The following is a 24626-nucleotide window of genomic DNA, read 5'->3' on the forward strand; positions in this document are numbered from 1 at the left end:
GCCGGTGCGGCCGTTCGGCTTCCCCCGTCGTCGCGGGGGCGCGCTTCCCGGCCCGGTCGGCGCCGTCGCATCGCGCCCGCCCCGGGGAGGCGGCCCGGGGCGGGCGGCCTTCCCCGCGTGACCTGTGCCGCGGGAGCGGCGAGAGCGTCCCGGCCCCTCGGTCGGCGGGCAGGGCGGCTTCTCCCCGCCCCACCGCACGGGCGAGAACCGGGCCGGGAGCCACTGCCGGACCGCCCGCCCCACCCGCGTCCCGGACACGGGAACCCGGGTTCCGGGTGCCGACCCGGCGGCCGACGACCCGCCCCGGGGATTCCGGGCACGGGCGGGCCTTGGATCGGTGACGGACCGGCCTGCTTCGGGGCGGCCCGTATCCGGGGCCGATCCGGGTGTGCCCCTCCGACAGGTTTTCGATTCGGGCGTGCGGGCCGGGACACCCGGTCCTCAGGGCGACGCCGCGACAGGCCGGGAACGGGTGCCCGGATCCGGTCCGACCGCAACCGCGAAACCCCCTTCGGACTGTCCTGCGGCGGGTCCATGATCAGCAGCACTTCAACGCCGGTCACGGAGGAGGCTGCGGCGGACACACGGCACGGCCGCTCTTTCCGCGCGCCCGGAAACGGGCGTGGACCGGCTCCCGACCACGTGAGGACATCACGATGCGCACCACGTCACCGCCCACACCCGACGACGAGGCCGGTGAGGGCCTCTCCCTGCCCGCACTGACCACACCGAGCTGGCGCCACTTCGGCGCCCAGGCGGCCGAGGCCACCTGGGCCCGGATCGGGCGCCGCCTACCGGCCCTCACCGCCCAGGCCGCCGCCCTGGCCTGGCGCAGCAGCCCGCGGGACGTCCTCGCGACCACCGTGCTCAACATCGGTGTGGGAGCGGCCACCGCGTGGGCGCTCATCGCCACCACCGGTGTGCTCGGAGAGCTGTTCCAGGCGGCGCCCACCCCCGACCGGCTCCGGGCCGCACTGCCCTCCCTGGTGGTGCTGGCCCTCGCCCTGGTCCTGCGGGGGATCTGCTCGGCCGCCGCCGGACGGGCCCAGGCCCGACTGCAGCCCAAGGTGGTGCTCGCCGCGGAGAGGAGGTTCCTGAGCCGGTGCACCGCCGTCGAACTGCGCGCCTTCGACGACAGCGGATTCCACGACCACCTCCACCGCTCCTATGCGCGCGGCAGCGACCAGGCGGGGGAACTCGTCCGCCACACCGCCGACGTCCTCACCGGGGTCGTGGGCGTGGTCGCCGCCGTCGGCGTCCTGGGCGTGCTGCACCCGGCCCTGCTCCCGCTGCTGTTCCTGGCGATGGCGCCCCAGTGGTGGGGGTCCTCGGCGGCGGCCCGCCTGCGGTACCGGATGATCATGGCGTTCACCGAGGGGGCCCGCCGCAAGTTCCTGCTCGAACAGATCATGGTCAACCGCGACAACGCCGCCGAGATCCGCTCGTTCACCATGGAGAAGCGGCTGCTCGCCGAGTTCGACAGGGTCGCCGACCGGGAGCTGGACATCCAGCTCGGACTGGCCACCCGCCAGTCCCTGATCCGGCTGGCGGGCAGCACCGCCGGCGGCCTCGCGGCCGGGGCGGTGTTCGTGGTCCTGGGGCTGCTGCTGGTCGAGGGGGTCGTGGAGATCGCCGTCGCGGGGGCGGCCGTGGTCGCCATCCGGGTCGCGCAGGGCGCCCTGGGCGGCGCCCTGCCCTCCCTGACCCACGTGTACGAGTCCGGACTGTACTTCGCCGACTTCGTCGCCTTCGAGGAGGAGGCCGCGCGCAGGCTCCCCCCGGCGGACCCGGAACCGGCTCCCGAGGGGTTCGAGGAGATCCGGGTCGAGAACGTCACCTTCACCTACCCGGGCGGGAGGGACGGGGACGCCCCCGCGCTCGACGACGTCAGCCTCACCCTCCGGCGCGGCCGGACCGTCGCGCTCGTGGGGGAGAACGGGTCGGGCAAGACCACCCTGGCCAAGCTCCTGTCCGGCCTGTACGGCCCGGGACGCGGACGGATCCGCTGGGACGGAACCGACCTGGCCCGGGTGGACGCGACCGATCTGAGGCGACGGATCTCCGTCATCGCCCAGGACCACACCCACTGGCCGCTGACGGCCCGCCGCAACGTCGTCATGAGCAGTCCCGGCGACGACCCCGAGCGCCTGGACCGTGCCGCGCTCGCCGCGCACGCCGACACGGTGGTGGCGGAGTTCGCCCACGGGTGGGACACCCTGCTGGACAAGCGCTTCGCGGAGGGGGCCGAACCGTCCGGTGGACAGTGGCAGCGGCTGGCCGCGGCCAGGGGCTTCTACCGGGGTGACGACGGCGACGCCACGCCCCTGCTCATCGCGGACGAGCCCACGGCGGCGCTCGACGCCCGGGCCGAGCACGCCTTCTTCTCCTCCCTGCACGCCCACGCGGGACGCACCGGGGCGGCCGTCGTGCTGATCACGCACCGTCTCGCGTCGGTGCGGATGGCCGACCACATCGTGGTGCTTCGCAGGGGGAGGGTGGTGGAGGAGGGCTCCCACACGGAGCTGCTGGAGGCCGACGGGCTCTACCGGGAGCTGTGGGACCTGCAGGCCAGCGCCTACCAGTGGTCCGTACCGCAGCAGCGCCGGAGCGCCTGACCCGGGGGCGGTGGCGGCCCCGACCGTCACCGCCCCTCCCGCCCGGGGCCACGACCCGGGGCGGCTCCGCAGGCGGGGGCCGGGCACCAGCGCCGGTAGGGGCAGTCCCGGCAGATCCTGCCCGGGGCCGGGGGGTACCGGAGGTCGTGGTGCCAGGGCCCGGCGAGCGCGTGGACCACCTGCCGGGCCTCGGCCCGGGCCCAGGCCGAACCGGGGTCGATCGACCGCACGTCCGCGCCGCCGGGGGAGAGGACCTCCAGTTCGACCGCGGACCCCGCCTCCAGGGGAAGCACCCCGAACGCGAAGAGCAGGACGGCCAGGGCCAGCGCGGGCTCGCGGACCATCAGCCCGCGCTCGTCCGAGGGCAGGTCCCCGGTCGTCGTCCCGATGTCCCGGTAGCACCAGGACCCGCCCCGGTGGAGCAGCAGATCGGGCCTGGCCAGGACGAGGACGTCGGCCCGGGTGTCGTCGGCGGCCACGGTGCGGCCCACCCGGGCGTGGCTCCCCGACCGGAGCCCGACCAGCGGACAGACCCCGACGTGGGCGGCGAGCATCGCGGCCCCCAGGCGGGCCTCCCCGCCGCTGAGCTCCCACCCGCCCGCACCCCAGGAGCCGTGGTCCCCGGGGAGGTCTTCCGGACCGCAGGCCCGGCGCGGCTGCCGCCCGTGCAGCCGCCGCAGCCAGGCCCGGACGGCCCCGTCCCGGCGCGAGGCCGAGGGCTCCCCGGGCGCGGAGCCCTCGGGCGGGTCCCCCGGCAGGCCGAGGGTGTGGAAGTGGTGGCGCGCCGGGCAGCCCCGGAAGCGCAGGCCATCGGCCACCGACCACGACCTGCGCGGCCGGGTGCTGTCGTGGACGCCGAGGATGCCGGGCGCGGCCGGAAGGCGACCGCAACCGGACCGCACCCCGCAGGACAGGCAGTCGGTACCGGGGGACCGGGCCCCTCCGACCAGGGCCGAGCGCAGGCCCTCCCGGCCCACGGCGGCGAAGAACTGCTCGGCCTCGGCGGCGGTGGACTCGTAGAGCACGGCGGTGGAGGAGTCCAGGCAGGACGCCTGGACCACCCGCACCCGGTCCGGCGGTTCGCGGTCGGCGGTGGAACCGCCCAGGCGCCCCCGCATCGGGTAGGGGACACCGTGCCGGTAGCGGTCGGGGCGGCTCGCGTAGACGTCGCGGTCGACCCCGGCGCCGGTGGCCAGCACGTACGCGGCGACGGCCACCTCCGCGTCCGGGAGGCGCCGGTCGCCCGCCGGGCCCAGGAGCGGGACGCGCAGCTCCCGCACCCGGTGTGCGCCGTCCCGGTACGCGTATCCGCGGCCCCGGGCGCACACCTCGTAGGGACGGGAGTGGGAGGAGCCCCGGTCCGGCAGGTACTGGCGCACCCAGAAGTCCGGCACCGGGGCGCGGTCGAGGCCGTCCCGCGCACGGTCCCCGGACAGGCCGTCGAGGTAGGCCCGTGCGGCGTGCCGGACCCAGGCCAGCAGGCCGCCGTGCGGCGGGGCGACCCGCTCGCCCATCACGTCCAGGCTCCGTCGGCCGGGGCCGGGGCCGGGGAGCTGCGAGCACGCGTCCTCGACCGTCAGCCCCCGGTGCTCGACCAGGTCCAGGACGGCGTCGAGGAGGGCGAGCGGGGAGCCCGCGAGGGGAGGCGGCCGGAGCGCGGGGTCCCGCCGGACGGCGTGGTCGGCCCGCGTGCGGCGGTGCGTGGGGCAGCCGTCCCGGGCGAGCACCGCGGAACTGCTGAGGAGTCGGATGACGGGGGCGTGGTCGTCGCTGTCACGGGTCCGGTCGGTCACGGTGTCCTCCCTGGAAGAAGGGTGACACGATCCGGGTTGCGCCGCCGGAGGCCTGTGGACAGACCTGGCGGAGTGCGACGGTGCAACGTTCGAAGCGGGCTGGGGCAACGGCCCCGGGACCCTGCCGGGGACGCCTGCGACCGCGACGCCCACCGCGCCGGGGGCGGGCCCGCCCCCGGTACCCGGGGGCACGGCGGGGCCGGTGGCCGGGGCGGATTTCCAGGTGCGGGGAAGCTGGGAATAAACCTCCGTAAAAAGTCACTCACGGTGACGATTTCCCCTCCTTGAGTGGTGCGGCGAAGACCCGTCCGGCACCCCCTCATCATGTTGAATGACCTGCATGATCGTGCGTCGAGTACTTCCCGATGAGATGAACGCCGTCAGCGAACTGCGCGTGATGGCCTACACGGCCGACGGCCTTGTGAACGTGAACCCGGCCTACGTCGATGCGTTGCGGCTCCTGGGAGCGGACGGTCGCGGCGAGGTCCTGGTGACGGCCGACGACGAACGGCTCCTGGGGACGGTCATGTTCGAGCCCTGGTCGCCGGAGAGCGAGGTCGCCCGCAACGCCGACGAGGCCGAGGTGCGCGCCTTCGCCGTGTCGCCCGAGGCCAGGGGCCTCGGTGTCGGCCGGGACCTGGTGAACGCGGTGGTCGGGAGAGCACGCGAGGAGGGGGTCTCACGGCTGCTGGTCGCCGCGCTTCCGGAGATGGTCGCGGCCCGGTACGTCTACGAGGCGCGCGGCTTCCGGCGGGCGCCCGACCGCGACCTGTCGCCGCTGCCCGACGTCGAACTCATGGCCTACGAGCTCGTGGTCAAGGACTGAGGACCGGGCCCGGGAGAGCCGCCTGCCGGACCCGCCCCGGGCGGAGCCGGGGACGGGGGCCGCGCGGGGCGGGCCGGGCGAGCGGCTCAGGAGGCGGCCGGGGCCGGCCGTACCCGGTCGGCGGCCTCGGCCAGAAGCGCTCCCAGCGCCCCGTCGGAGATCCGGTCCAGCACCGTGTCGGCAGCCGGATGGCCGGTCAGCCACACCGCCCGGACGAACTTCTCCGGGCACGCCGCGTACCGCTCCCGGTCCCGCTCCGGGAGCGGCCGGCCCGTGTCGAGCCGGATCGCGTAGTCGTCGAGAACCGCCCACACCGCCTGGTGCGACAGTGGCTCGGCGGCGGGGGACGCGTCGCGCAGCCTCCGCGCCCACCCGCCCAGGACGGGGTGGTGCACGTACAGCTGGAGGACCGGGGACAGGTCCTCGTCCAGGGCCGACAGGACCCCCGCCACCCGCTCCCTGCGGTGCCAGGCTCCGGGCGCGTCGGCGGCCTCGAACAGATCGCACACGGCGCTCTCGGTGTCCCGCGAGGCGAGCCACCGCTCCACCAGGCCCTCGGTGTCCACCGGGCGTCCCCCGTCCGCGAGTGCGAGGACGTCCTCGGCGTCCATCTCGGCGAGCGAAGGGGCGATCACGACCTCGGCCCCCGACTGGCGCAGCTGGCGCACCATGAAGTGGTCGCCGAGCCGGGTGACGCGGAACAACCCCTCGTCGGCGGGGTCGACCGCCCCCAGCGAGGCCAGGACGCCGAGCACTCGCCGGACGTGCCGCCCGGGGTCCTCACCCGGTGGAGCGGCCCCGGAGCCGTACACCTCGACCAACTCGTCCGGCGTGCGTGCGTCACCGTGCGCGAACAGGTCGGTGAGCAGCAGGAAGGTCGTCATCCCGCGACGGCCCGCCATGGTCAGCAGGGCGTCGGCCCAGGCGTCCGCGGCCGCGCCCGGCACCCCCTCCGACCACGCCCGCGCGGACCGTCCCGGCAGGACCCGCGTGTACGTCGTGCGCAGCAGGCCGGCGTCGCGGGCGACGGAGAACAGGGTCCGCACCTCGTCGGGGGACCGCCCCAGTGCGGTGGCGGCCCCGGCGGTGTCGCCCGGGGCCAGCTCGTCGCCCCCGTCCCCGTCGGAGCGCAGGTCCTTGCCGTCGCCCACCCAGGCGGCCAGCCGGACGGCGTCGGCGAGCGGGCGGCACCGGCGGGCGGCGGCGTCCAGGTCCTCCGGGCGCGCGGGGACGACGGGGCGCAGGGGTGCGGGACTCCCGCCCTCCCCGACGCCGAGCCGGTCCAGCAGCGGCAGCGCGGCCTCGTCCACGGCGGTCCGGTCCGCCGGTCCGGGTGCTCCGGCGGTCCCGTCCGGGGAGAGGTCGACCGCGGCGATGGCCCCGCGCAGCCTGCGCGGGCTGTCCGAGGACAGCAGGAGCCCCCGCTCGACCAGGAAGTCGCACCAGGTCAGCCAGGTGCCGCGGAGGTCGGCGGGCGTCTGGTCCCAGTGCCGGACGGTGCGGGCGATGTCGTACACGTCCGCGATGGACCAGTCGCCGGGGTCGGGCGCACCGGCGTCCAGGTGCGCGGTCAGGAGGAAGAGAAGGGTGTCGGGATCCAGCACGGGCTGCGGGTCGACGCCCCTGGCCCAGTTCAGACACGCGTGCACAGCAGAATAGATGCGCTCAGTCATTTCCCTATCACCCAAAGTGGTGTGAGTCGCCGAAACGGCATCAGGCTAACGTCGCCGGACGTACCCGCGCGGGAAAACGCCGAAATCACTCCCATCCCAGGTCGGAGGCGGTGGAACGGGGCGTTCGGCCCGCCCCGGGGCGACGGAGTCGGGGAAGTTCCGGCCGCGCCGCCCCGGGACGTGACGCGAGTGCGGGGGCGGTACCCCTGCGGAGGCCGGGTGAGCCCCGGGGTTCGTCGCCGACCCCCGGCGCGCTCGCCCGCCGCTCCTCCGGCTCACTGGCCGCGGGGGGCTCCCGGTCCGAGTCGATTCACTCCCAAGGTCCCGATGCGGTCATAAAGAAAATACCCCTCAGAATTCAGGTCGGCGCTTTTGTGGAGAGCCGAAAGCGTTTTTCCCTCTTGGGGGTGTTTGTGCGGTCGATGGTTTCATGGCGGGCGAAATAAAGGAACGGTTTGTGGTTACGGGGATCGGAACATGGGGATGTCCGGTCCGCGCGCCGCGATTGTGCCCCGAAAGCCCCGCGGGGAGTCGAGCGCACCCCCTTGGTGAGACGTTCCCCTCTGGCCGAAGATCGCATCCCAGGAGCCGGTCTTCGGTCCCGGTCCACTGCGCGCGCATCCGGCATCCGAAGAATGAGGCATAAAAGTGACACACCACGACATCGCTACCATCGGCGAGTTCACCAAGCTGCTCCGGTACTGGTACGAGACCGACCACGAGGGCTTCGCCACCATGTTCGACGCGGCGATCGAGAACGTGAAGCCGCTTCCCGAGGAGGCCGAGGCCGAGGTCCGCTACGACTGGCGGAACCGCACCATCGACGACCTGTGCCAGTTCTTCCGGGACTGGGACAAGTGGGAGCCCGGGGTCGACAGCGGTTTGGACTACATCGAGAAGTTCAGCTGGATCAACTACGAGAACGACTACGGAATGGTGTTCGTCACCTCCGGCCCCGGGTACAGGATGACCGCCCTGTTCACGGAGCTGCAGGGCCGGTACATGGACTCCGGGGAATCACTCGGGCTCGTGGAGAAGTGGAAGGAGCAGCTCGGCCCGAAGATGGACGACTACGTCGTCCCGAAGGGCGGATACAAGAACTTCAACGAGTTCTTCGTCCGGAAGGTCAAGGACGGCAGGCGTCCGATCGACGCCCCGGCGGACGAGTCCGTGGTGGTCGCGCCGGCCGACTGCGTCATCAACATGATCGTGGACGACCTGACCGAGGAGACCCCGATCCCGGTCAAGACGGTCACCATGAACATCAGGGAACTGCTCGACGGCTCGGAGTACGCCGACAGGTTCGTCGGGGGCACCGCCGTGTCCTGCATCCTCATGCCCTCCGGCTACCACCGGTACCACTCCCCGGTGGCCGGACAGGTCGTGGAGTCGAACGCCGGGATCAGCGGCGTCTACTACGGCATGCGCAACTTCCCCGAACTGCTGAACAAGGGGAACGTGGGCTACGGATACGACTACAGCATGTTCGAGAAGTTCCGCCGGGGCTATCTCCTCATCGACACGGGCAACTCCACCCACGGACTCGTCGGCATGGTGCCCGTCGGCCTCAACTCGATCGCCTCGGTCGAGTTCCGCCCGGAACTCTCCCGCGTCACGCCGGAGAACCCGGTCACGATCGCCAAGGGGGAGGAGGTCGGATGCTTCAAGTACGGCGGTTCGCTGAACATCCTCCTGTTCGAGAAGGGCTGCTTCCCCGCGCTCCAGCTGCTCCAGGGGCAGCGGATCGGGAACTTCGAGAACCCGAAGAAGTCGCGCTCCCTCTTCACCGGTTCCTGGCGCACCCCGTCCCGGCGCCGCCGGATCTGACCCCCACCCCCTCCCAGACTTCGAACGGACAGTGAACATGCCCTCGGATCTCGTCACATCGATTCCGGCGAACGTCGCGAACACCCTCCAGATCGACCTCAACACCGAGCAGGCCAAGAAGGCCCGCTCGTACGCCGGGCACGTCGACATCCCCAGCGCGGGGAACAGCGGTGCCGAGAACCACCTCTTCTACTGGTTCTTCGAGAGCCAGACGTGCAGCCCGAACGTGGCGGTGGACGACCAGCGGGACCTGATCAGCGGGACGCCCCTCATCATCTGGCTCAACGGCGGCCCCGGCGCCTCCTCCCTGGTGGGCCTGTTCCTGGAGAACGGCCCCTTCGCCATGGGCGACGACGCGGCCGGGACCGTCTCGGTACGCTCCGAGAGCTGGAATCAGGAGGCGCACCTCCTCTACTGGGACCAGCCCGTCGGCACCGGGTACAGCTACTCGGACATCCAGGAGTACGTGCAGGACGAGGAGGCCCTCAGCCAGATGTTCTGGGAGGGGCTCCAGGGGTTCTTCGAGCTCCACCCCGAGTACGCCGAGTGCCCGCTCTACCTCTGCGGTGAGAGCTACGCCGGAAAGTACGTCCCGGCGATCGCGAAGCGGATCGACGAGCGCAACCGCGAGACGCCGGGTCACCGGATCCGCCTCAACCTCCGAGGCGTCTCCGTCGGCAACGGCTGGATCACCCCCGAGGTGTCGGTCCGGGCCCTGATCGACTACGCCTACACGACCGGCTTCGTCGGGAGGAGGCAGCGGGAGGACCTGTACGGCCGCTACGCCGAGTTCCAGGAGGCCCTGCACTCGCAGCCTCCCCAGTTCGAGACGGCGACCAAGCTCGGCAACGCCCTCGTGGAGAGGACGCTGGCGCTCGGCGGCGGCTTCGACCTGTACGACGTGCGGCGCTGGGACGACCTGCCCTTCGGCGCACTGCGCCCCTACTTCCTGAGCCCGGCCGTCAAGGCCGCCCTGCACGTGCCCGACGAGGTCACCTGGGAGTTCTCCGACAACGAGGGCCCGGTGGCCGAGGCGCTCGTGAGGGACAACATGGCTGACTGCTCGCAGCTCTACGCCGAGCTCCTCGACAAGGAGTACCGGATGCTCCTCTACACGGGGAACTTCGACACGGCGTGCGGGTACCGGAGCACCGAGGAGATCCTGTCCGACCTCACGAAGTGGGGCGGCGGTCAGGAGGACGAGAACTGGCTGGACGCGCCCCGGCGGGTCTGGAAGCAGGCGCAGGGGGACCCCAAGGGGTTCGTCCGCCAGTACCGGAACCTGACCCAGGTGAGCGTGCCCGACTCCGGGCACGAGGTGCCGGCCTTCCAGCCCCGGATCTGCCGGGAGATGATCTACAACTGGATCTTCGAGCGCCCCTTCCCCGGCTACGACCCGGAACAGTCCCTCCGGGAGTGAGCCGTCCGCCCGGACCCCCACCGGGAACGGCTGAACGCGCGCCTGACGAGGGGCGTCGGGGACGGTACCGGCCGGCCCCGCCGCCCCTCCCGGGGGCCTTCCGCGTCCGGCGGGGAAGGGGAGTCCCCGGCCGACCGCCCCGACGGTGCGGGCCACCGGCCCACCGGCGGGCGGGTGTCCGCGACGGCCGCTCCTGTCCCGGTCAGCGCGGCCCCTGCCCGCCGGACGCGACGCGGACGAGGCGGTACGCCTCCGTGGGGTCGGGGCACTCCCACCGGCGGACCAGCCGCTCGACCGCCGCAGCGGGGACGGGCGACGCCCTGCGGTCCAGGCGCGCCCGCAGGACCTTCGGCGGCGCCTCCACGGAGACGATCTCCACACGGGCCCGGTAGGCGGCGGCCAGACCGACGCACTGGTCGCGCACCTGGCGGGACACGTTGGTGGCGTTCCACACGAACGGCCGCCCCGCGCGCAGGTGCTCGCGGGCGCGCTCGTGGGCGGCGGCCGCCACCGGACGCTGGTCGGCGGTCGGGCGCACACCCAGTTCGGTGCGCAGCGCGTCCAGGCTCACCACCGGCGTGTCCGGGAGGTGGCGCGCGATCCAGGTGTCCTTGCCCGCCCCGGGCAGCCCCGACATCACCGTCACCGAGGCGCGGGTGTCGTCGTGGGCCGCGTAGTCCGGATCGCGGTCGGGTTTGCGGAAGAACCAGAACCGCGCGTGGTCGGAGGGGAAGTCCCGCGGCCGGTCCAGGCACCGCTGCTCGGCGCAGTACTCGCCGTACAGTCCGATGCTGTCCAGCACCTCGGAGGCGTCGGCGCAGCGGCGGCCCAGGATGTCCGCCGTGGCCAGCAGCACCAGGTCGTCGTTGCGCGCGAGCAGGCTGACCCGGAACGCGATCTGGCGCAGGTCCGGGCGTTCCAGCGCCCAGAACGGCACCTGGTGGTGGCGGACCAGCGCTGCCACGTGCTCACGCCACTCCGCCGCGGCGAGGTGCTCGGCCTCGGTCGCCCGGCCCGAGCGCGCCGCGCCGTCCGCGCCCGACTCCCACAGCAGGCGGCGCACCATCAGGTCGCCGCGCCGCGAATGACCGTGCGCCGTCACCCGGCCCTCCCCGTCCCGGCGCGTGCAGTAGGGCTTGGCGACGTCGTGCATCAGGACCGCGGCGAACAGCCTCACCCTCTCCGGCGCGGGCCGTGCCCGCCACGCGGGGAGTCCGGCCAGGGCCTCGCACGCCATCCGCGTGTGCACCTCCACGTCGCCCTCGGCGTGGTGCACCGGGTCCTGCTCCACCCCCGCCAGGTCGCGCACCCACGGGAACGCCTCCCTGACCCGCTCCCAGTCCAGGTCCCAGTACGGGGGAGCCGGGCACAGCTCATCGAAGACCCGCATGGAGCACCTCCGGATCGGCCAGGCCGTTCGCGATCACCGGCCGGTCCAGCCAGTGCGAACCCGAGTCCAGGACGGCGGCCGTGAACCCGGAGCGCACCCACTTGTACCGGTCGACGGTGCGGTCCCCCTCCTCGACCTTGACGTAGAGGCCCTCCATCAGGTCCGAACCGTCCCCCTCGGACAGGGCGCGCTCCGGGTCGGCGCCGCCGGCCACCGCCGCCCGGGTCAGGGACTCGCGCCAGGAGGGCGTGCGGCAGGTCGAGGGCCCCACCAGGGCGGTCAGGTCCCCCAGGCGTTCCAGGGGCCCGGCGTGCAGCACGGGCACCGACACCACGGGGGTCCCCTCCAGGAGTTCCCTGCGGCGGGGTGTGGACAGGAACGCGTCCTCCCGGGTGTCCAGCACGTCGAACTCGCAGAAGTAATGGGGGAGCGCGTCGTAGAAGACCGTGTGCCTTGCGTACAGCCACTCGCCGTAGAGCACGTACCGCTCGCCGAGCCGCGGCCACAGCCGGGGGGCCACGGCCGCGGCCCACGCCTTGAACGGGGCGAACTGCCGTTCGCGGGGGCCGCCCGTCAGGTAGTGGCCCCGGCTCTGGAGGAGGAGCGCGCCGCCGGGCCCGAAGCTGATGCCGGCGTTGGCGCCGTCGAGCTTCTCCTCCACGACCAGGTGCCGCCCGGCCAGCTCGCCGAACGGCACGGCGGACAGGTCGTGGTCGCCCGCCTGGAGGCGGGAGCCGCGGATGTGCCGGGTGCGGGGGTACTTGCGCATGGGTGCGGTTCTACACGCCGGTGCGGCCGTCCGGCCACCCGTTTTCCCGGCGGGGGAGGGGCGCCGTTCCACGCCGCATCCCAGTAGCGGACATCTTTCTCCGGCTCGGGGACGCTGCGGTGGCTGCTGCGTCGGCCAGGCCGTCCGGGCGCAGGTCCAGGAAGCGCTTGCGCCAGATGGTTGCCGTGGTGTCCGACCCGCCCAGCTCTCGTCCCCCGGGTGCTGGTCATGTCTTTCCTTCGGCGCAGCGAGTACGATCCGGGCGCGCAGAGGCCGATTCCGGGCGGTGATGCGGCGTCTGATCTACCGTTGGAGCTCGTCGCGTTCGTGTGCGGTCAGCCCCAGCGGTGGCAACTCCGACCCGGGAGAACTCCTCCTTCAGCACACTGGCGGGCAACAGGCCTTCGAGCGGTTCTGCTTGCAAGCAAGGCTGCTCGAAGGCGATGCTGCGACAGGCACTCCCCTGGTGACCTGGCAGTACGACACCCGCCTCAAGGGACACCTGTCCATGGAGACGCGCCACCACCTGGGGCGCGACTACCGGACGGCGGTCACCGAGCGGGACACGATGTACCGGCCGACCAAGACCGTCGTCGGCATCCCCGACGGGCACAGCGAGCTCACGGGCAACTACACGTTCACCACCTCCTACAACCAGGACGGCACCGTCCGTGAACAGGGCTACCCCGCCCTGGGAGGCCTGCCCGCCGAATCGGTGGCGGTCGGCTACGACGAACTCCGGCGTCCCACCACGTTGACCGGTCATGACACCTACGTCACCCGGACCGACTACGCGCAGACCGGTGAACTGCTCCAGGTCGAGCTCACCACGGGCCAGGGCCCGACCTCCTGGATCACCTACGAGCACGAGAAGGGCACACAACGCCTTCTCGGCGCGCGAATCGACCGCCAGGGCCAGGATCCCCTGGCCAATCACCGGTACACCTACAACGACGCCGGCAACATCCTGAGCATCGCCGACGCCCCGGCGAACTCGGTATCGGAGGTCCAGTGCTACGACTACGACGGACTCAGCCGTCTGGTCGACGCCTGGACGACAACCGGCACCGGCCATGACTCCTGCGCCGCGGAACCCTCGACAGCTCAGGTCGGCGGCCCCGCCCCCTACTGGACCTCCTACACCTACGACGCGTCGGGCAACCGCCTCCAGGAGATCGGGCACGCGGTCGGCCAGGGCACCGCTGCCGACACAGTGCGGGACTACACCTATCCGACGGTGGAACAGGGACGGCCGCACACCCTCACCAGCGTCGCTCAGTCCACACCCGAGGGGGAGACCCTCTTCACGTACGACTACGACGAGGCCGGGAACACCACCCGACGTGTCGAGGCTGCGGACGAGTACACCTTCGCCTGGGACTCCCAGGGGCGCCTGTCGAGCGCAGAGAGCCCCACGGGCACGACCTCGTTCGTCTACTCGTCCCAGAACGAGAAGCTGATCAAGGAGGCGCCGGGGGAGAGCACCCTGTACCTGCCGGGCATGGAGGTGCGCCAGGACAGGCTCACCGACGAGGTTCAGGCGACCCGCTACTACTCCCACGGCGGGACGATGGTCGCCATGCGCGATACCGGTGGTGTCACCTTCTTCGGGGCCGACCACCACGGAACAGCGAACGCGGCGATCAACGCGTCCGACACCCAGAACTGGATCCGTCGATTCACTCCGTTCGGTTCCGAGCGCGGTGAAGAGCAGCAGTGGCCCGATGGCAAGGGATTCCTCGGGAAAACCGTGGACGAGGTACTGGGCGTCATCCACGTCGGAGCCCGAGAATACGATCCACTGACTGGACGATTCCTTTCAGACGATCCCGTCATGGATTTCGAGGACTCACAACAGATCAACGGATACGCCTACGCCAACAACACCCCCGTCGCCGCTTCGGACCCGAGCGGACTCATGCTGGCCGGCTGCCACTGTTCTTCAGGAACGGTCTCCCATGGTGGTGACAGGGCAGCACAGTCCGGCCGTGGAGGAGGCGGCGGCGGTGGGGGAGGTGGAGGCGCGAGGCCCAGCGCTCCTGTATGGTTCGTCGGAAACCAGGGCGGCGCTGTTGTTGGAAATATCAACAGTGTCAGCGACTACCGGATGACCGCGCAACAGTTCAGTTTGTTCATGACGTACTTCGAGGAAACGGACTCGGGGATCATCCGAGTTCCGTCCGTCGACTTCTCCGACATGAGCGAGTACGAGGCCGGCGATCTTGTCGCCCTGATGCACGCAGAGGATGCGGGCATCATTCCCCCTCAGGACAGAATCGATGCGATCATCGTCACTGAACTCCTAATGCTCAGTGGCGGAATCGACATCAACTCGTCCGAGTTCAAAGCTGGATATGACGCACACTTCACCCTGAGAGAACTCAGCGAATCGGGTTACGTTGCTTTCGGTGGGATGAATGCAGGAAGCGGTGCCGCAGGACTCGGTGCGCGCAGTCTGCTGAAAAATACTTCCTGCAGAAACAGCTTCGTCGAGGGGACACTCGTTCTCCTGGCTGACGGAACGCACAAGCCCATCGAGGAAGTCTCGATCGGCGACGAGGTCCTCGCGACCGACCCGGAGACCGGGGAAGAGGGCTTCAGGCCTGTCGTGGCCACCATCATCGGCCAGGGAACCAAGACCTTGGTCGAGATCACCATCGACCCGGCTGTTGAGCGTCTCAGTCCGACAGAAGACCCCCTGGATGGAGAACCTGCCCGGGGTGACACGGAAGAAGCGGGTGTTCCAGGACCGGTTGCGGTCGGCGATGTAGTTACAGCAACCGATCACCACCCCTTCTGGGTGCCAGACTTGGGCACGTGGGTGGATGCGATCGACCTGGCCCCAGGCATGTGGCTGCAGACCTCTGCGGGCACCTGGTCCCAGATCAATGCCATCGCGAGCAGGTCTCAACCGGCCACGGTTTACAACCTGACCGTCCAAGACATCCACACCTACTATGTACTGGCGGATGAGACTTCTGCACTCGTTCACAACGCCGGCCCGTGCTCGCAGTGGGCATCGCGCTATGAAAGGATTGGCGATCTTGTTAACAACTACACAGAGGGCCAATCGACTCGGGACCCGGTATCGCAGTGGTACCACGAGTACCTGACTAATGATGAGCTTGTGAATGGGACCAATAATGCGAAGCCGGGAGATGCTATTGCAGTCACTCCAGGTGGGACAATTGTCGACGGTCATCATCGTTGGGATGAACTGGACGCGAGGATCCGGGGCGGGCGCATCGATCCGAATGCTCTTATACGTGTAGATGTCTATCGTGGAGAATAGCTATCTGATGTCGATGATTAGTTCAACTGACCCCGACTTTCGAATTTGTCGGATAAATTTTAAAACTCTGCTTGATATTCAAGTGGATGCAGAGGGGCGAGGCTGGGGGGCTCGGTGGACCTCGGTGGAGAAACTCCGAAGTCAAGTCAAGGAAGATTCGTCTCTTCTTCAAACCTTTATGCGAGAGGAGTGCGAAGGGGTAGTCAGGTCTTACCGATGTCTTCTCTTGTTCTCCTCGGTCCAAGGGGAGGGGGGTGGTGGTATCACAACGATCGATCTCGACCCGAAAATGCTCTCATCGTTGGAAAGGATCGATCGAGAACTTGATGTAAGAAAGTCGCTCATCCGAGTCTTCTCGCTTGCGATGAATGGGATCGCCATGATGTCAAAGTGTTGATAATTTCTGATTATTTAGAGCTCATCTCATTTGGGTTCTCGGTAGCCTGTCCCCGTGTCGATGGTGGAACGGCTGGTGTCGGACGAGCTGTGGGAACTGTTCCAGCGGTGGCGCCCGGGGAGCCCACACGTCCCCAGGGCGGTGGCAGGCGCTGACACGGCGACTGCCAGGTGCTGGCCGCGATCATCTTCGTGTCCGCCAGCGGCTGCACCTGGGCCCAGCTCCCTCCGGTGTTCGGTCCCTCCCGACCCACCGCGCACCGGCCTTTCACCGAGTGGACCCGGGCTCGGGTCTGGGCGAAGCTCCACCGCTTGGTCCTGGAGGAGCTCGGTTCCCGCGGTGAGCTGACTGGTCGCGGTGCGCGATCGGCTCGGTGAACATGCGGGCCCTCTAAGGGGGACCGGACAGGTCCGAATCCTGTCGACCGGGGCAAGAAAGGGTCGAAGATCCACCTGATCACCGACCGGGCAGGGCTGCCCCTGTCCGGGCGATCTCGGGGGCCAACACCCACGACAGCCAGGCCCTGCAAGCCCCTGGTGGCGGGGCTCCCTCCGATCCGCTCCCGCTGCGGGCCGCGGCGGCGCAGGCCCGCCAAACTGCACGGAGACAAGGGATACGACTACAACCATCTGCGCCGCCGGCTCCGCGAACGCGGGATCGTCCACCGCCTGGCCCGCAAGGGTGTGGAGTCCGCCCGGCGGTTGCGCAGACATCGGTGGCAGGTGGAGCGCACCATGGTCTCGCTGGCCGGATGCCGCCGCCTGCACCGACGCTACGAGCGCAAAGCTGAGCACTTCCTCGCGTTCGCCGGCATCGCCTGCACGTTGATTTGCTTCCGCAGACTCACCAAATGAGATGAGCTCTTAGGGCAGATGGCGGCGGGAGCCCAGCGACGCGGCGTCGGCCGCCGCGCGCCCCTCGACCCAGCCGTCCTCGCTGTAGGGCCCCCGCACCCGTGAGTAGGTCAGCTCTCCGAACGCCTCCGCGACGGCGGCCTCCACCTCGCGCTCGCGTGCGGCGAACACCGGGACCAGGTCCGTTCCGGTCTCGGCCTGCGCGGCCCTCTCCGCGGAGCGCGCCGTCTCCACCAGGCGCTCTCCCACCCGCACCGAGAACGCCGACATGAACGAGGCGCGGAACGCCTTGCCCGCCGCGCGACCCGACCGGTCCCGCACCGAGCCGCTGGCCCGCATCGCCGTCTCGGCCTGCACCAGCAGCGAGGTGAACATCAGGTCCACGGCCTCCACGTCCCCCGGGAAGCCCATCACCGTGCACAGCCCCAGTTCCTGGTGCCACACGGCGCGGCAGTGGTTGGCCTCGGCCACCTCGTGCAGAAGCACGGCCTTGTGCTCGTCGTAGGGGGCGTCCACCGGCAGGCGGCGCCCGGACGCGGCCTCCGACTCCCCGGGCTCCTCGGCCAGCAGGGCCCGGTCGATGCTGTGCCGGGCCATCATCTCCTGGGCGCGGGCGCTCAGCGCCTCCGCCTCCTGCGGGAACTCCGTCGACTCGGCCTTGGCCAGCAGCGCCCGCACGCGGGCGAGCTTGCCCGCGTCCACCCGCTCCGGACTCCGGGCCGCACCCGGCCGACCCGGCCGGAACGCGCCCGGCGGCGGGCACAGCCGCCGCACGGGCGGCAGCACCCGCAGGGCCGCGAGCACCCGCAACACGACCTCCACGGCCTCGAACCGGAGCAGCCCGTGCCCGGTGCCGACATGGGCCGGATACCCCTCGCCTCTGCCCCACGACGCCGAGACCCCGAGGTCGCGCACCTGTTCGGCCCAGCGCGGGTCCACCGTGGCGGGGGAGTGGCGGGCCAGGTCGGACGTCACCGCGTCCGCGCACACCGCCGCGGCCACCGGCCCGAGCTCCCGGCCGACCTGGCGGACCGTCTCCGCGGGCTGCCATCCGCGGGTCCACGCCGAGGCCACCGCGTCGAGGAGGGCGGACAGGAGCGCGCGCCCGGCGGCGTCCGCCCACTCGCGGTCCTCCGCGTCGGCGAGCCGGGCCGCGGCGAGGTCGACGCCGCCCCCCTCCTGGCCGGACACGAGCGCGTCGACGGCCCCTGACACCACCTCGCCGGGGGACGCCGAGGCCGCCGGTCCGGCCCAGCCGGCCGTCGGCGCCTCGGTGGCGCGCCGCTGTCGGCCGCGACCTTTCTTGCCCACGGTGGTTCTCCCCGGTGGTGTCGTCGAGTGGTGGTGGAGCCAGCGGACAATCCTACCGATCCCCGCCGGTCGGATTCACGGTGAGACAACGGAAATCTCCGGGAAAAAGACCGGTCAGGGGCCTGCGTCGCGCTGTGGAGCATTCGAGTGCCCCGCATCACGCCTGTCTCCGCCGAATACGGCAGGGGGTCGCCTGCGGGAGGTCTCCGACCGCGACGGGGCAGATCAGCCCGCACGCGGCCCACCGCCACCTGCCGGCGGGCGGTGCGGTGCCGGTACGGCGACAACGCCCCCGTTGGGCGCCGTGCCGCGAAATCCCGCCTTGTCCCCTCGTGCAACCCGGTGCCCCGGAAGGAAAGGTGGTGCTTTCCTCCCGGAAGCACATCGGAAACACGGGAGGAATACCGTCTGTTCCCATCCGCATCCACCGAGGAGTCTCCATGAGCCAGGGAACCGGACCGGACGGCCGAGACGACGCCCCGGAAGGTGCGGCGGACACGGCGCGCTGCCCCCTCGGAGCGGGGTCGGCCCTCCCGCTCCACGGGAACGCGGCGGCCGACGTGCCCTGGGACCGGTTGCGCAGCCGCTACGGCGGCCTGGTTCCCGTCGAGATCGGCCCGGGCGTGCCCGGTTGGCTCCTGCTCGGATACAAGGAGAACCTCCAGGTCCTGCGTGACCAGAGCCACTTCTCCGCCGACCCGCGCCCCTGGAACCCCGCGGGCACGGCCCCGGCCCGCAGCGCCGCCCTCACCCGCGACGGCGAGGAGCACCAGCGGCTGCGGATCCCCCTCGTGGAGGCCCTGGCCAGGGTGGGCACGCCCCAGCTGGTGCCGGTGGTCGAACGCGCTGCCGTGCAGCTGATCGGCCGGGTCGCCGCCGGTGGGAGCGCCGACCTCATCGGCCAGTACGCCGCCCCGCTTCCCGCGCTCGTGCTCAACGAGCTCTTCGGCCTGCCGGACGCCTACGGCCGCCTGCTGGCCGACCTCACCCTGCGGCTGTGGAGCGGCGACCCGTCCCGTGCCGAGCCCGCGGCCCTGGCCATCCGCTCCTACTTCGCCGGCCTGGTCGCCCGCAAACGCGCCGAACCCGGCGAGGACGTCACCAGCTGGCTGCTGGCGCACCCCCACGCGCTCACCGACGACGAGGCCGTCGAGTCCCTGTCCCTCCTCTGGGAGACCGGGCACGAGCCGACCACCCACCTCATCGGCAACGCGCTGCTCAAGCTGCTGGAGGACCCGTACGTGTGGACCGCCTACCTGGGCGGCACCCTCACCCCGGAGGACTTCGTCGACTACGTCATGTGGACGGACCCGCCGATACGGATGCTCGCCGGACGCTACTCCACGGCGGACATCCGCTTCGCCGGTGCGAGTATCCGGCGCGGCGAGCCGATGCTGTTCGGGTTCGCCTCCGCCCACACGGACCCGTCCGTGTTCCACGGCGGGGACGACGCGATGGCGATGGCGGGCAACCGGTCCCACCTCCTGTGGGGAGCCGGGGCGCACCGCTGCCCCGCCACCGGGTTCTCCCGCGAGCTGGTGCGCACCGCCCTCGACATCGCCGTGGACCGGATGCGCGGCATGGTCCTGGCGGTCGAGCCGCACGAGCTGCGCCGCCGCGGCTCGCCGTCCGTGCACGGCCTGGTGAAGCTACCCGTGTGGTTCACGCCCACCGGCGAGCGCGCCGAACCCGCCGCGGTGGAGGAGGAACAGGCCCCGGCGTCCGTCCGCAGGTGGACCCGCAAGAAGCGCAAGCCCGCGTCGCAGGGCGCCCGATACCAGGCGCCGCTGGCCAGGGAGGGCACGGTGGACGAACGCGTCGTCCGTGCCCCCGCCCCCGCCCCCGCAGCCGGGGCCGGGTCCCGGCCGCGCCGTCCGCCCCAGGGCGCCGGGGCCCGGTACCAGGCGCCCTTCGCCGAGGAGGAGATCCTGCCCGACCCCCTGGAGAGGCTGCTGGCCACCTGGCGGCCCGGGCACTGACGGGTCGGCCCGCCGCTACCCGGGGTCCACCACGACCAGCTCCGGGTGGACGCCCTGCGGGTCGTCGAGGAGTGGCTGGTCGCCGCCGCGCAGGTGGTGGTCGAAGAACGCGACGCTGTAGGCGCGCACGAGCTGCAGCCCCCGGTCGAGGGGGATGTCGCCGTACAGGTTGCGCCATTCCCCGGGCGTGTACAGGTCCCGCAGCCCCAGCTGCTCGGTGACCAGGCCCTGGTCGATGCCGTTCGAGTGCCCGGAGCCGGTCGGCCTGATCCACTGCCGCCACCCGGTCAGACGCGGCCACATCTCGCCGGCACCCTCCCAGCTGTGCCCCTGGTCGTTCTCGATCAGCGCCAGCGGCTTGTCCAGGTCCCCCTCCAGGGCAGAGGCGTAGTAGGGGCCGTCCAGGTTGATCCCGGCGTCCATCCGCTCCTCCGCGCGCAGGGTCTCCGCGGTGGCCGCACCGCCCCAGGAGTGCCCTGCCATCCCGACGCGGGAGGGGTCGATCACGTGTGACCACCTCCAGGCCGGGTCGGGGCCGGTGAGGCGGTCCAACAGGAAGGAGACGTCCTCGGCGCGGTTGGACGCACCCAGGGGCCAGTCCCCGCTGGCGCACCCCGCGCACCCGGTCACCAGACCGTGGGGGTACTCGACGGGGGCGGACTCGTGGGCGTGGTCGACGGCGGCCACGACGAAACCGTGGCTCGCCAGCTCCTCGGCGAGGGAGGAGAACCAGATCCGGTTGTGGCCCGCGCCGGGGGACAGGACGACCAGGGGGAGGCCGCCGTCGGAGCGGACGGGGGCGACGTCCTCGCGGGAGTGGGTGCGCACCCGGTGCAGGACGTCCGCGGGGAGATGGGTCACCCCGTTGGCTTCGACCACCGCCGCCGACTCGGCCTCGGTCATGTACGGTGCCCGCCGCCCCGCGTCCGAGCGGGCCGGGTACCACAGGGTCGTCATCAGCTCGCGGGGCCCGCCGACCCACACGTCCTCGCGGTCCCCGTCCACCAGGTGGAGGGTCGTCCTGCCGACGGGGAGCTGCCCCGTGGGGGCGGGCAGGAAGGCCCGGGGAGCCTCCGGCGGCCCCGGTGCCGGTCCGGCCAGGGCGCCCGCCGACGAGGCCAGGACCAGGGCCGCGGTCAACGCCAGCGCGGTACCGAAACGCAGGGGGAGGGGGGAACCGGAGGCCGCGCGCGGTGCGCGCGGAGCTCGGTGGGAGGGGCGGTCGTTCCGTCGTACGTGGGGCATGGGCGTCCCGTTGCTCGGTGCGGTCGTGTCGCCTTCGACCCTAGGAATTCCGCAGCCGCCGGACCATCCCGCCCACCTGACCATCGCCCGGGGGCACGCACGACCCGGGGGGTGGGGGCAGCCCCACCCCCCGCAGGGCGCGGTCAGGGCGCGGACTCGACCAGTAGCACCTCCAGGGTGCGCGGGCCGTGCACCCCCTCCACCCGGTTGAGCTCGATGTCGCTGGTGGCCGACGGGCCGCTGATCCACGTCAGCGGCCGGACCGGGTCCAACAGGCGCACGGCCTGCGGGACCCCGTCCACCACCTGCTCCGCGCGCACCACGCACAGGTGGTAGTCGGGCACGAGGGTGATCGCGCGGCGCCCCTGGTCGGGGCCGCCGTCCAGGACGATGGTGCCGGTCTCCGCGATCGCGACGGAGCACCCCGTGACCACGCCGTCCACCCCGTTCAGGTCCCCCACGGACAGGGGCTCCTCGCGGGAGTCGGGCAGCCGCTCGGCGGAGGCGCCCTCGAACCACGCGCCGGGAACACCCGGCGGGGCCACCACCCGTCGCGCGCCGCGCCGTTCCAGGGCCGCGGCCACCTCGGCCCCCACCCGGTCGGCGGGAACCCGCCGCACCTGGGCCTTGTAGTCGCGCAGCCGGTCCTCGAACACGTCCAGGGTCGGCCCCGCACCGTGGCTGTCGGCGAAGCCGCCCCCCGGGGTACGCACCGCGGACTCGTCGGAGGGGACGTCGGCGAGCGCCGCCCGGACCCTGCCCAGGACGCGCTCCCTGCCGCCCGGCGCGGAGCCCCTCGGCCCGCCCCCGTCCGCCCCGGCCCGCTCGGGCCCGTTCCCCCGCGACCCGTTCCGACTCGCCCCGCTCACCGCTGCCCCTTCCCACGCTTGTTCCACCACGCCCGGAAGGACTCCGCGGGCACGTCCGGCACGTCCCGGGTGTCCGTCCACTCCCCGGCAAGGCCCGGCAGGTGGTCCGGCACCATGTTCCGGCCCAGACCCGCCGCGCGCTGGGCCGCGCCCAGGGCGCGCGAGGAGGAGAAGACCGCCTCGGCGCCCGCCATCATCGCCTTCTCGCCCAGGTGGCCCGGGGTGGCGGTGACCTCCTCGCGCAGGTGCACCAGCACCTCCGGGATGTCGATCGCCACCGGGCACACCTCGTAGCAGGCGCCGCACAGCGAGGACGCGTACGGCAGCGCCTCGTCCACCGCCGAGGACATACCGCGCAGCTGCGGCGTGAGGATCGCGCCGATCGGCCCCGGGTACACCGACCCGTAGGCGTGGCCGCCCGTGCGCTCGTACACGGGGCAGGTGTTCAGGCAGGCGGAGCAGCGGATGCAGCGCAGGGCCTGGCGGCCCACGGTGTCGGCCAGCACGTCCGTGCGGCCGTTGTCCAACAGCACCAGGTGGAACTCCTGGGGGCCGTCGCCCGGGGTCACCCCGGTCCAGGTGGAGGTGTAGGGGTTCATCCGCTCGCCGGTGGACGAACGCGGCAGGAGCTGCATGAACACCTCCAGGTCCGACCAGGTCGGCACGATCTTCTCGATGCCCACCACCGAGATGAGGGTCTGGGGGAGGGTCAGGCACATGCGCCCGTTGCCCTCGGACTCCAGCACCACCATCGTTCCCGAGTCCGCCACCGCGAAGTTGGCGCCCGAGATCGCCGTCCGGGTACGCAGGAAGCGCTCGCGCAGGTGCACCCGGGCCGCCTCGGCCAGGGCCCGGGGGTCGTCGGTCAGCCCCTCGGGCGCGGGCGTCCCCCACTCCGCCATCTGCTCCAGGAAGATCTCCCGGATCTGGGAGCGCCCCAGGTGGATGGCGGGCACCAGGATGTGCGACGGCAGGTCGTCGCCCAGCTGCACGATCAGCTCCGCCAGGTCCGTCTCGTAGGCGGTGATCCCCGCCTCGGCCAGCGCGTTGTTGAGCTCGATCTCCTGGGTGGCCATCGACTTGACCTTGACCACGTCGGTCTCACCGGTGGCCTTCACCAGCCGTGTGACGATCGCGTTGGCCTCGTCTGCGTCGGCGGCCCAGTGCACCTGGCCGCCCGCGCGCGTCACCGACTCCTCCAGCTGCTCCAGGTAGCGGTCCAGGTGGCGCAGGGTGTGCTCCTTGACCGCGGCGCCCTCCGCCCGGAGCCGCTGCCAGTCGTCGTGCAGCTCGTCGACCACCGACGCCCGCTTGTCGCGGATCGTGTGCGTCGCCTTGCGCAGGTTGTGGCGGGTCTGGGCGTCGTTGACGGCCGTTCTCGCGGCCTCGGGGAAGGGCGGGATGCCCAGGAACGTGGCGCTCATCGGGTGGCGGCCTCCTTCGCGGTGCGGACGTCGTCGGGGCGGGGGTCCGACGAACCGCCCTTCTCGGTACTGGCCAGGATCTCGGCGATGTGCGCCACCCGCATGCCCGACCGCTGCCGGGACAGGACGCCGCCGATGTGCATCAGGCAGGAGTTGTCGACCGCGCACAGCACCTCGGCCCCGGTCTCCACGGCGTGGCGGGCCTTGTCGGCGCCCATGGCGGAGGACACGTCGCCGTTCTTGACCGCGAAGGTGCCCCCGAAGCCGCAGCACTCGGTGGCGCCCTCCAGCTCCACCAGCTCCAGGCCCCGCACGGCACGCAGGAGCTGGTAGGGGCGGTCGCCCAGGCCGAGCATGCGCAGCCCGTGGCAGGTCGGGTGGTAGGCGACCTTGTGCGGGTAGTAGGCGCCCACGTCGGTCACCTCGAGCACGTCCACCAGGAACTCGGTGAGGTCGTAGACGCGCGGGGCGAGGGAGGACACCTTGCGCGACAGCCTGCTGCCGCCGGCGCCCAGGCGCGGGTAGTTGTCGCGGATCATCGCCGCGCAGGAGCCCGAGGGGACGACGACGGCGTCGGCGTCCCCGAAGGTCTTGACGAAGCGCACGGCCAGCCGGGTCGCCGGTCGCCGGTACCCGGTGTTGTAGTGCATCTGCCCGCAACAGGTCTGGTTCTCCGGGAAGACGACCTCGTGGCCCAGCCGCTCCAGGAGCCGTACCACCGCCCGCCCGGTGTCGGGGAAGAGTGTGTCGTTGACACAGGTGATGAACAGTGCGATCCGCATGGGCCTCCCTCGTGCCGTCCCCATGGGTCGGCGTCCCGCTCGCCACGAGCCTTCGAATGGTCTGACCACTTTTGCACACAGAGGGAAGAGCGGCAAGAACAGCGGGGTATTTCCGGGGGTGAGGTGGAGGGGTGTGCGGGATTGGTACGATCACTTGACT

General features: G+C 71.7%; 16 protein-coding genes and 1 pseudogene. 8 read left to right on the forward strand and 9 right to left on the reverse strand.

The window, feature by feature from the left end:
- The first annotated feature begins 656 nt into the window (after positions 1-656).
- Positions 657-2615, forward strand: coding sequence for an ABC transporter ATP-binding protein (locus Q8791_RS16630; RefSeq protein ID WP_330092631.1), 1959 nt, complete (start codon positions 657-659; stop codon positions 2613-2615).
- A 26-nt stretch (positions 2616-2641) separates the two neighbouring features.
- Here Q8791_RS16630 and Q8791_RS16635 read toward each other — a convergent pair whose 3' ends face one another.
- A complete protein-coding gene (locus Q8791_RS16635) occupies positions 2642-4408 on the reverse strand; it encodes a PD-(D/E)XK nuclease family protein (RefSeq protein ID WP_330092632.1) in 1767 nt (588 codons plus the stop codon).
- 370 nt (positions 4409-4778) lie between these two features.
- Between Q8791_RS16635 and Q8791_RS16640 the strand changes: the two genes are divergently transcribed.
- Positions 4779-5234 (forward strand): GNAT family N-acetyltransferase, encoded by a 456-nt coding sequence (locus Q8791_RS16640; RefSeq protein WP_330092647.1) that lies wholly within the window; start codon positions 4779-4781, stop codon positions 5232-5234.
- Between the two features lie 86 nt (positions 5235-5320).
- Here Q8791_RS16640 and Q8791_RS16645 read toward each other — a convergent pair whose 3' ends face one another.
- Entirely contained in the window at positions 5321-6907 is a 1587-nt protein-coding gene (locus tag Q8791_RS16645; protein ID WP_330092633.1) for a hypothetical protein, read from the reverse strand.
- 648 nt (positions 6908-7555) lie between these two features.
- Between Q8791_RS16645 and Q8791_RS16650 the strand changes: the two genes are divergently transcribed.
- Both Q8791_RS16650 and Q8791_RS16655 read left to right on the forward strand, forming a co-directional pair.
- On the forward strand, positions 7556-8734 hold the full coding sequence (locus Q8791_RS16650; protein WP_330092634.1) for a phosphatidylserine decarboxylase: 1179 nt from the start codon (positions 7556-7558) through the stop codon (positions 8732-8734).
- 37 nt (positions 8735-8771) lie between these two features.
- Positions 8772-10154: a S10 family serine carboxypeptidase-like protein gene (locus Q8791_RS16655; protein ID WP_330092635.1), complete on the forward strand. Its 1383-nt coding sequence runs from the start codon at positions 8772-8774 to the stop codon at positions 10152-10154.
- 202 nt (positions 10155-10356) lie between these two features.
- Here Q8791_RS16655 and Q8791_RS16660 read toward each other — a convergent pair whose 3' ends face one another.
- Entirely contained in the window at positions 10357-11544 is a 1188-nt protein-coding gene (locus tag Q8791_RS16660; RefSeq protein WP_330092636.1) for an AAA family ATPase, read from the reverse strand.
- Positions 11528-12313 (reverse strand): RNA ligase family protein, encoded by a 786-nt coding sequence (locus Q8791_RS16665; RefSeq protein WP_330092637.1) that lies wholly within the window; start codon positions 12311-12313, stop codon positions 11528-11530. Before Q8791_RS16665 ends, Q8791_RS16660 begins: the two co-directional genes overlap by 17 nt.
- A 466-nt stretch (positions 12314-12779) precedes the next feature.
- On the opposite strand from Q8791_RS16665, the gene Q8791_RS16670 reads away from it, so the two are divergent.
- The 3 genes and pseudogenes from Q8791_RS16670 to Q8791_RS16680 all read left to right on the forward strand — a co-directional run.
- A complete protein-coding gene (locus Q8791_RS16670) occupies positions 12780-15605 on the forward strand; it encodes a polymorphic toxin-type HINT domain-containing protein (protein WP_330092638.1) in 2826 nt (941 codons plus the stop codon).
- A gap of 588 nt (positions 15606-16193) precedes the next feature.
- Positions 16194-16379, forward strand: a complete 186-nt coding sequence (locus Q8791_RS16675; RefSeq protein WP_330092648.1) for a hypothetical protein — start codon at positions 16194-16196, stop codon at positions 16377-16379.
- 63 nt (positions 16380-16442) lie between these two features.
- Positions 16443-16856: pseudogene (locus Q8791_RS16680) on the forward strand (transposase); the annotation flags it as partial.
- A 9-nt stretch (positions 16857-16865) separates the two neighbouring features.
- On the opposite strand, the gene Q8791_RS16685 reads toward Q8791_RS16680, so the two are convergent.
- On the reverse strand, positions 16866-18167 hold the full coding sequence (locus tag Q8791_RS16685; protein ID WP_330092639.1) for a DUF2786 domain-containing protein: 1302 nt from the start codon (positions 18165-18167) through the stop codon (positions 16866-16868).
- 440 nt (positions 18168-18607) lie between these two features.
- Here Q8791_RS16685 and Q8791_RS16690 point away from each other — a divergent pair, with 440 nt between their 5' ends.
- A complete protein-coding gene (locus Q8791_RS16690) occupies positions 18608-20146 on the forward strand; it encodes a cytochrome P450 family protein (RefSeq protein WP_330092640.1) in 1539 nt (512 codons plus the stop codon).
- Positions 20147-20161: 15 nt separating this feature from the next.
- Here the strand turns inward: Q8791_RS16690 and Q8791_RS16695 are convergent, their stop codons facing one another.
- The 4 genes from Q8791_RS16695 to Q8791_RS16710 all read right to left on the reverse strand — a co-directional run bounded on the left by Q8791_RS16695 (position 20162) and on the right by Q8791_RS16710 (position 24466).
- A complete protein-coding gene (locus Q8791_RS16695; protein ID WP_330092641.1) occupies positions 20162-21391 on the reverse strand; it encodes an alpha/beta hydrolase family protein in 1230 nt (409 codons plus the stop codon).
- 143 nt (positions 21392-21534) lie between these two features.
- On the reverse strand, positions 21535-22155 hold the full coding sequence (locus Q8791_RS16700) for a LutC/YkgG family protein (RefSeq protein WP_330092649.1): 621 nt from the start codon (positions 22153-22155) through the stop codon (positions 21535-21537).
- Positions 22156-22256: 101 nt separating this feature from the next.
- Positions 22257-23684, reverse strand: a complete 1428-nt coding sequence (locus Q8791_RS16705) for a lactate utilization protein B (RefSeq protein WP_330092642.1) — start codon at positions 23682-23684, stop codon at positions 22257-22259.
- The gene (locus Q8791_RS16710) at positions 23681-24466 is read right to left on the reverse strand and encodes a (Fe-S)-binding protein (RefSeq protein ID WP_330092643.1); all 786 of its coding nucleotides are present in this window, start codon (positions 24464-24466) and stop codon (positions 23681-23683) included. The genes Q8791_RS16705 and Q8791_RS16710 overlap by 4 nt, the downstream gene beginning before the upstream one ends.
- Between the last annotated feature and the right edge of the window lie 160 nt (positions 24467-24626).

The sequence above is a fragment of the Nocardiopsis codii genome (assembly GCF_036327455.1).
Lineage (GTDB): Bacteria > Actinomycetota > Actinomycetes > Streptosporangiales > Streptosporangiaceae > Nocardiopsis > Nocardiopsis codii.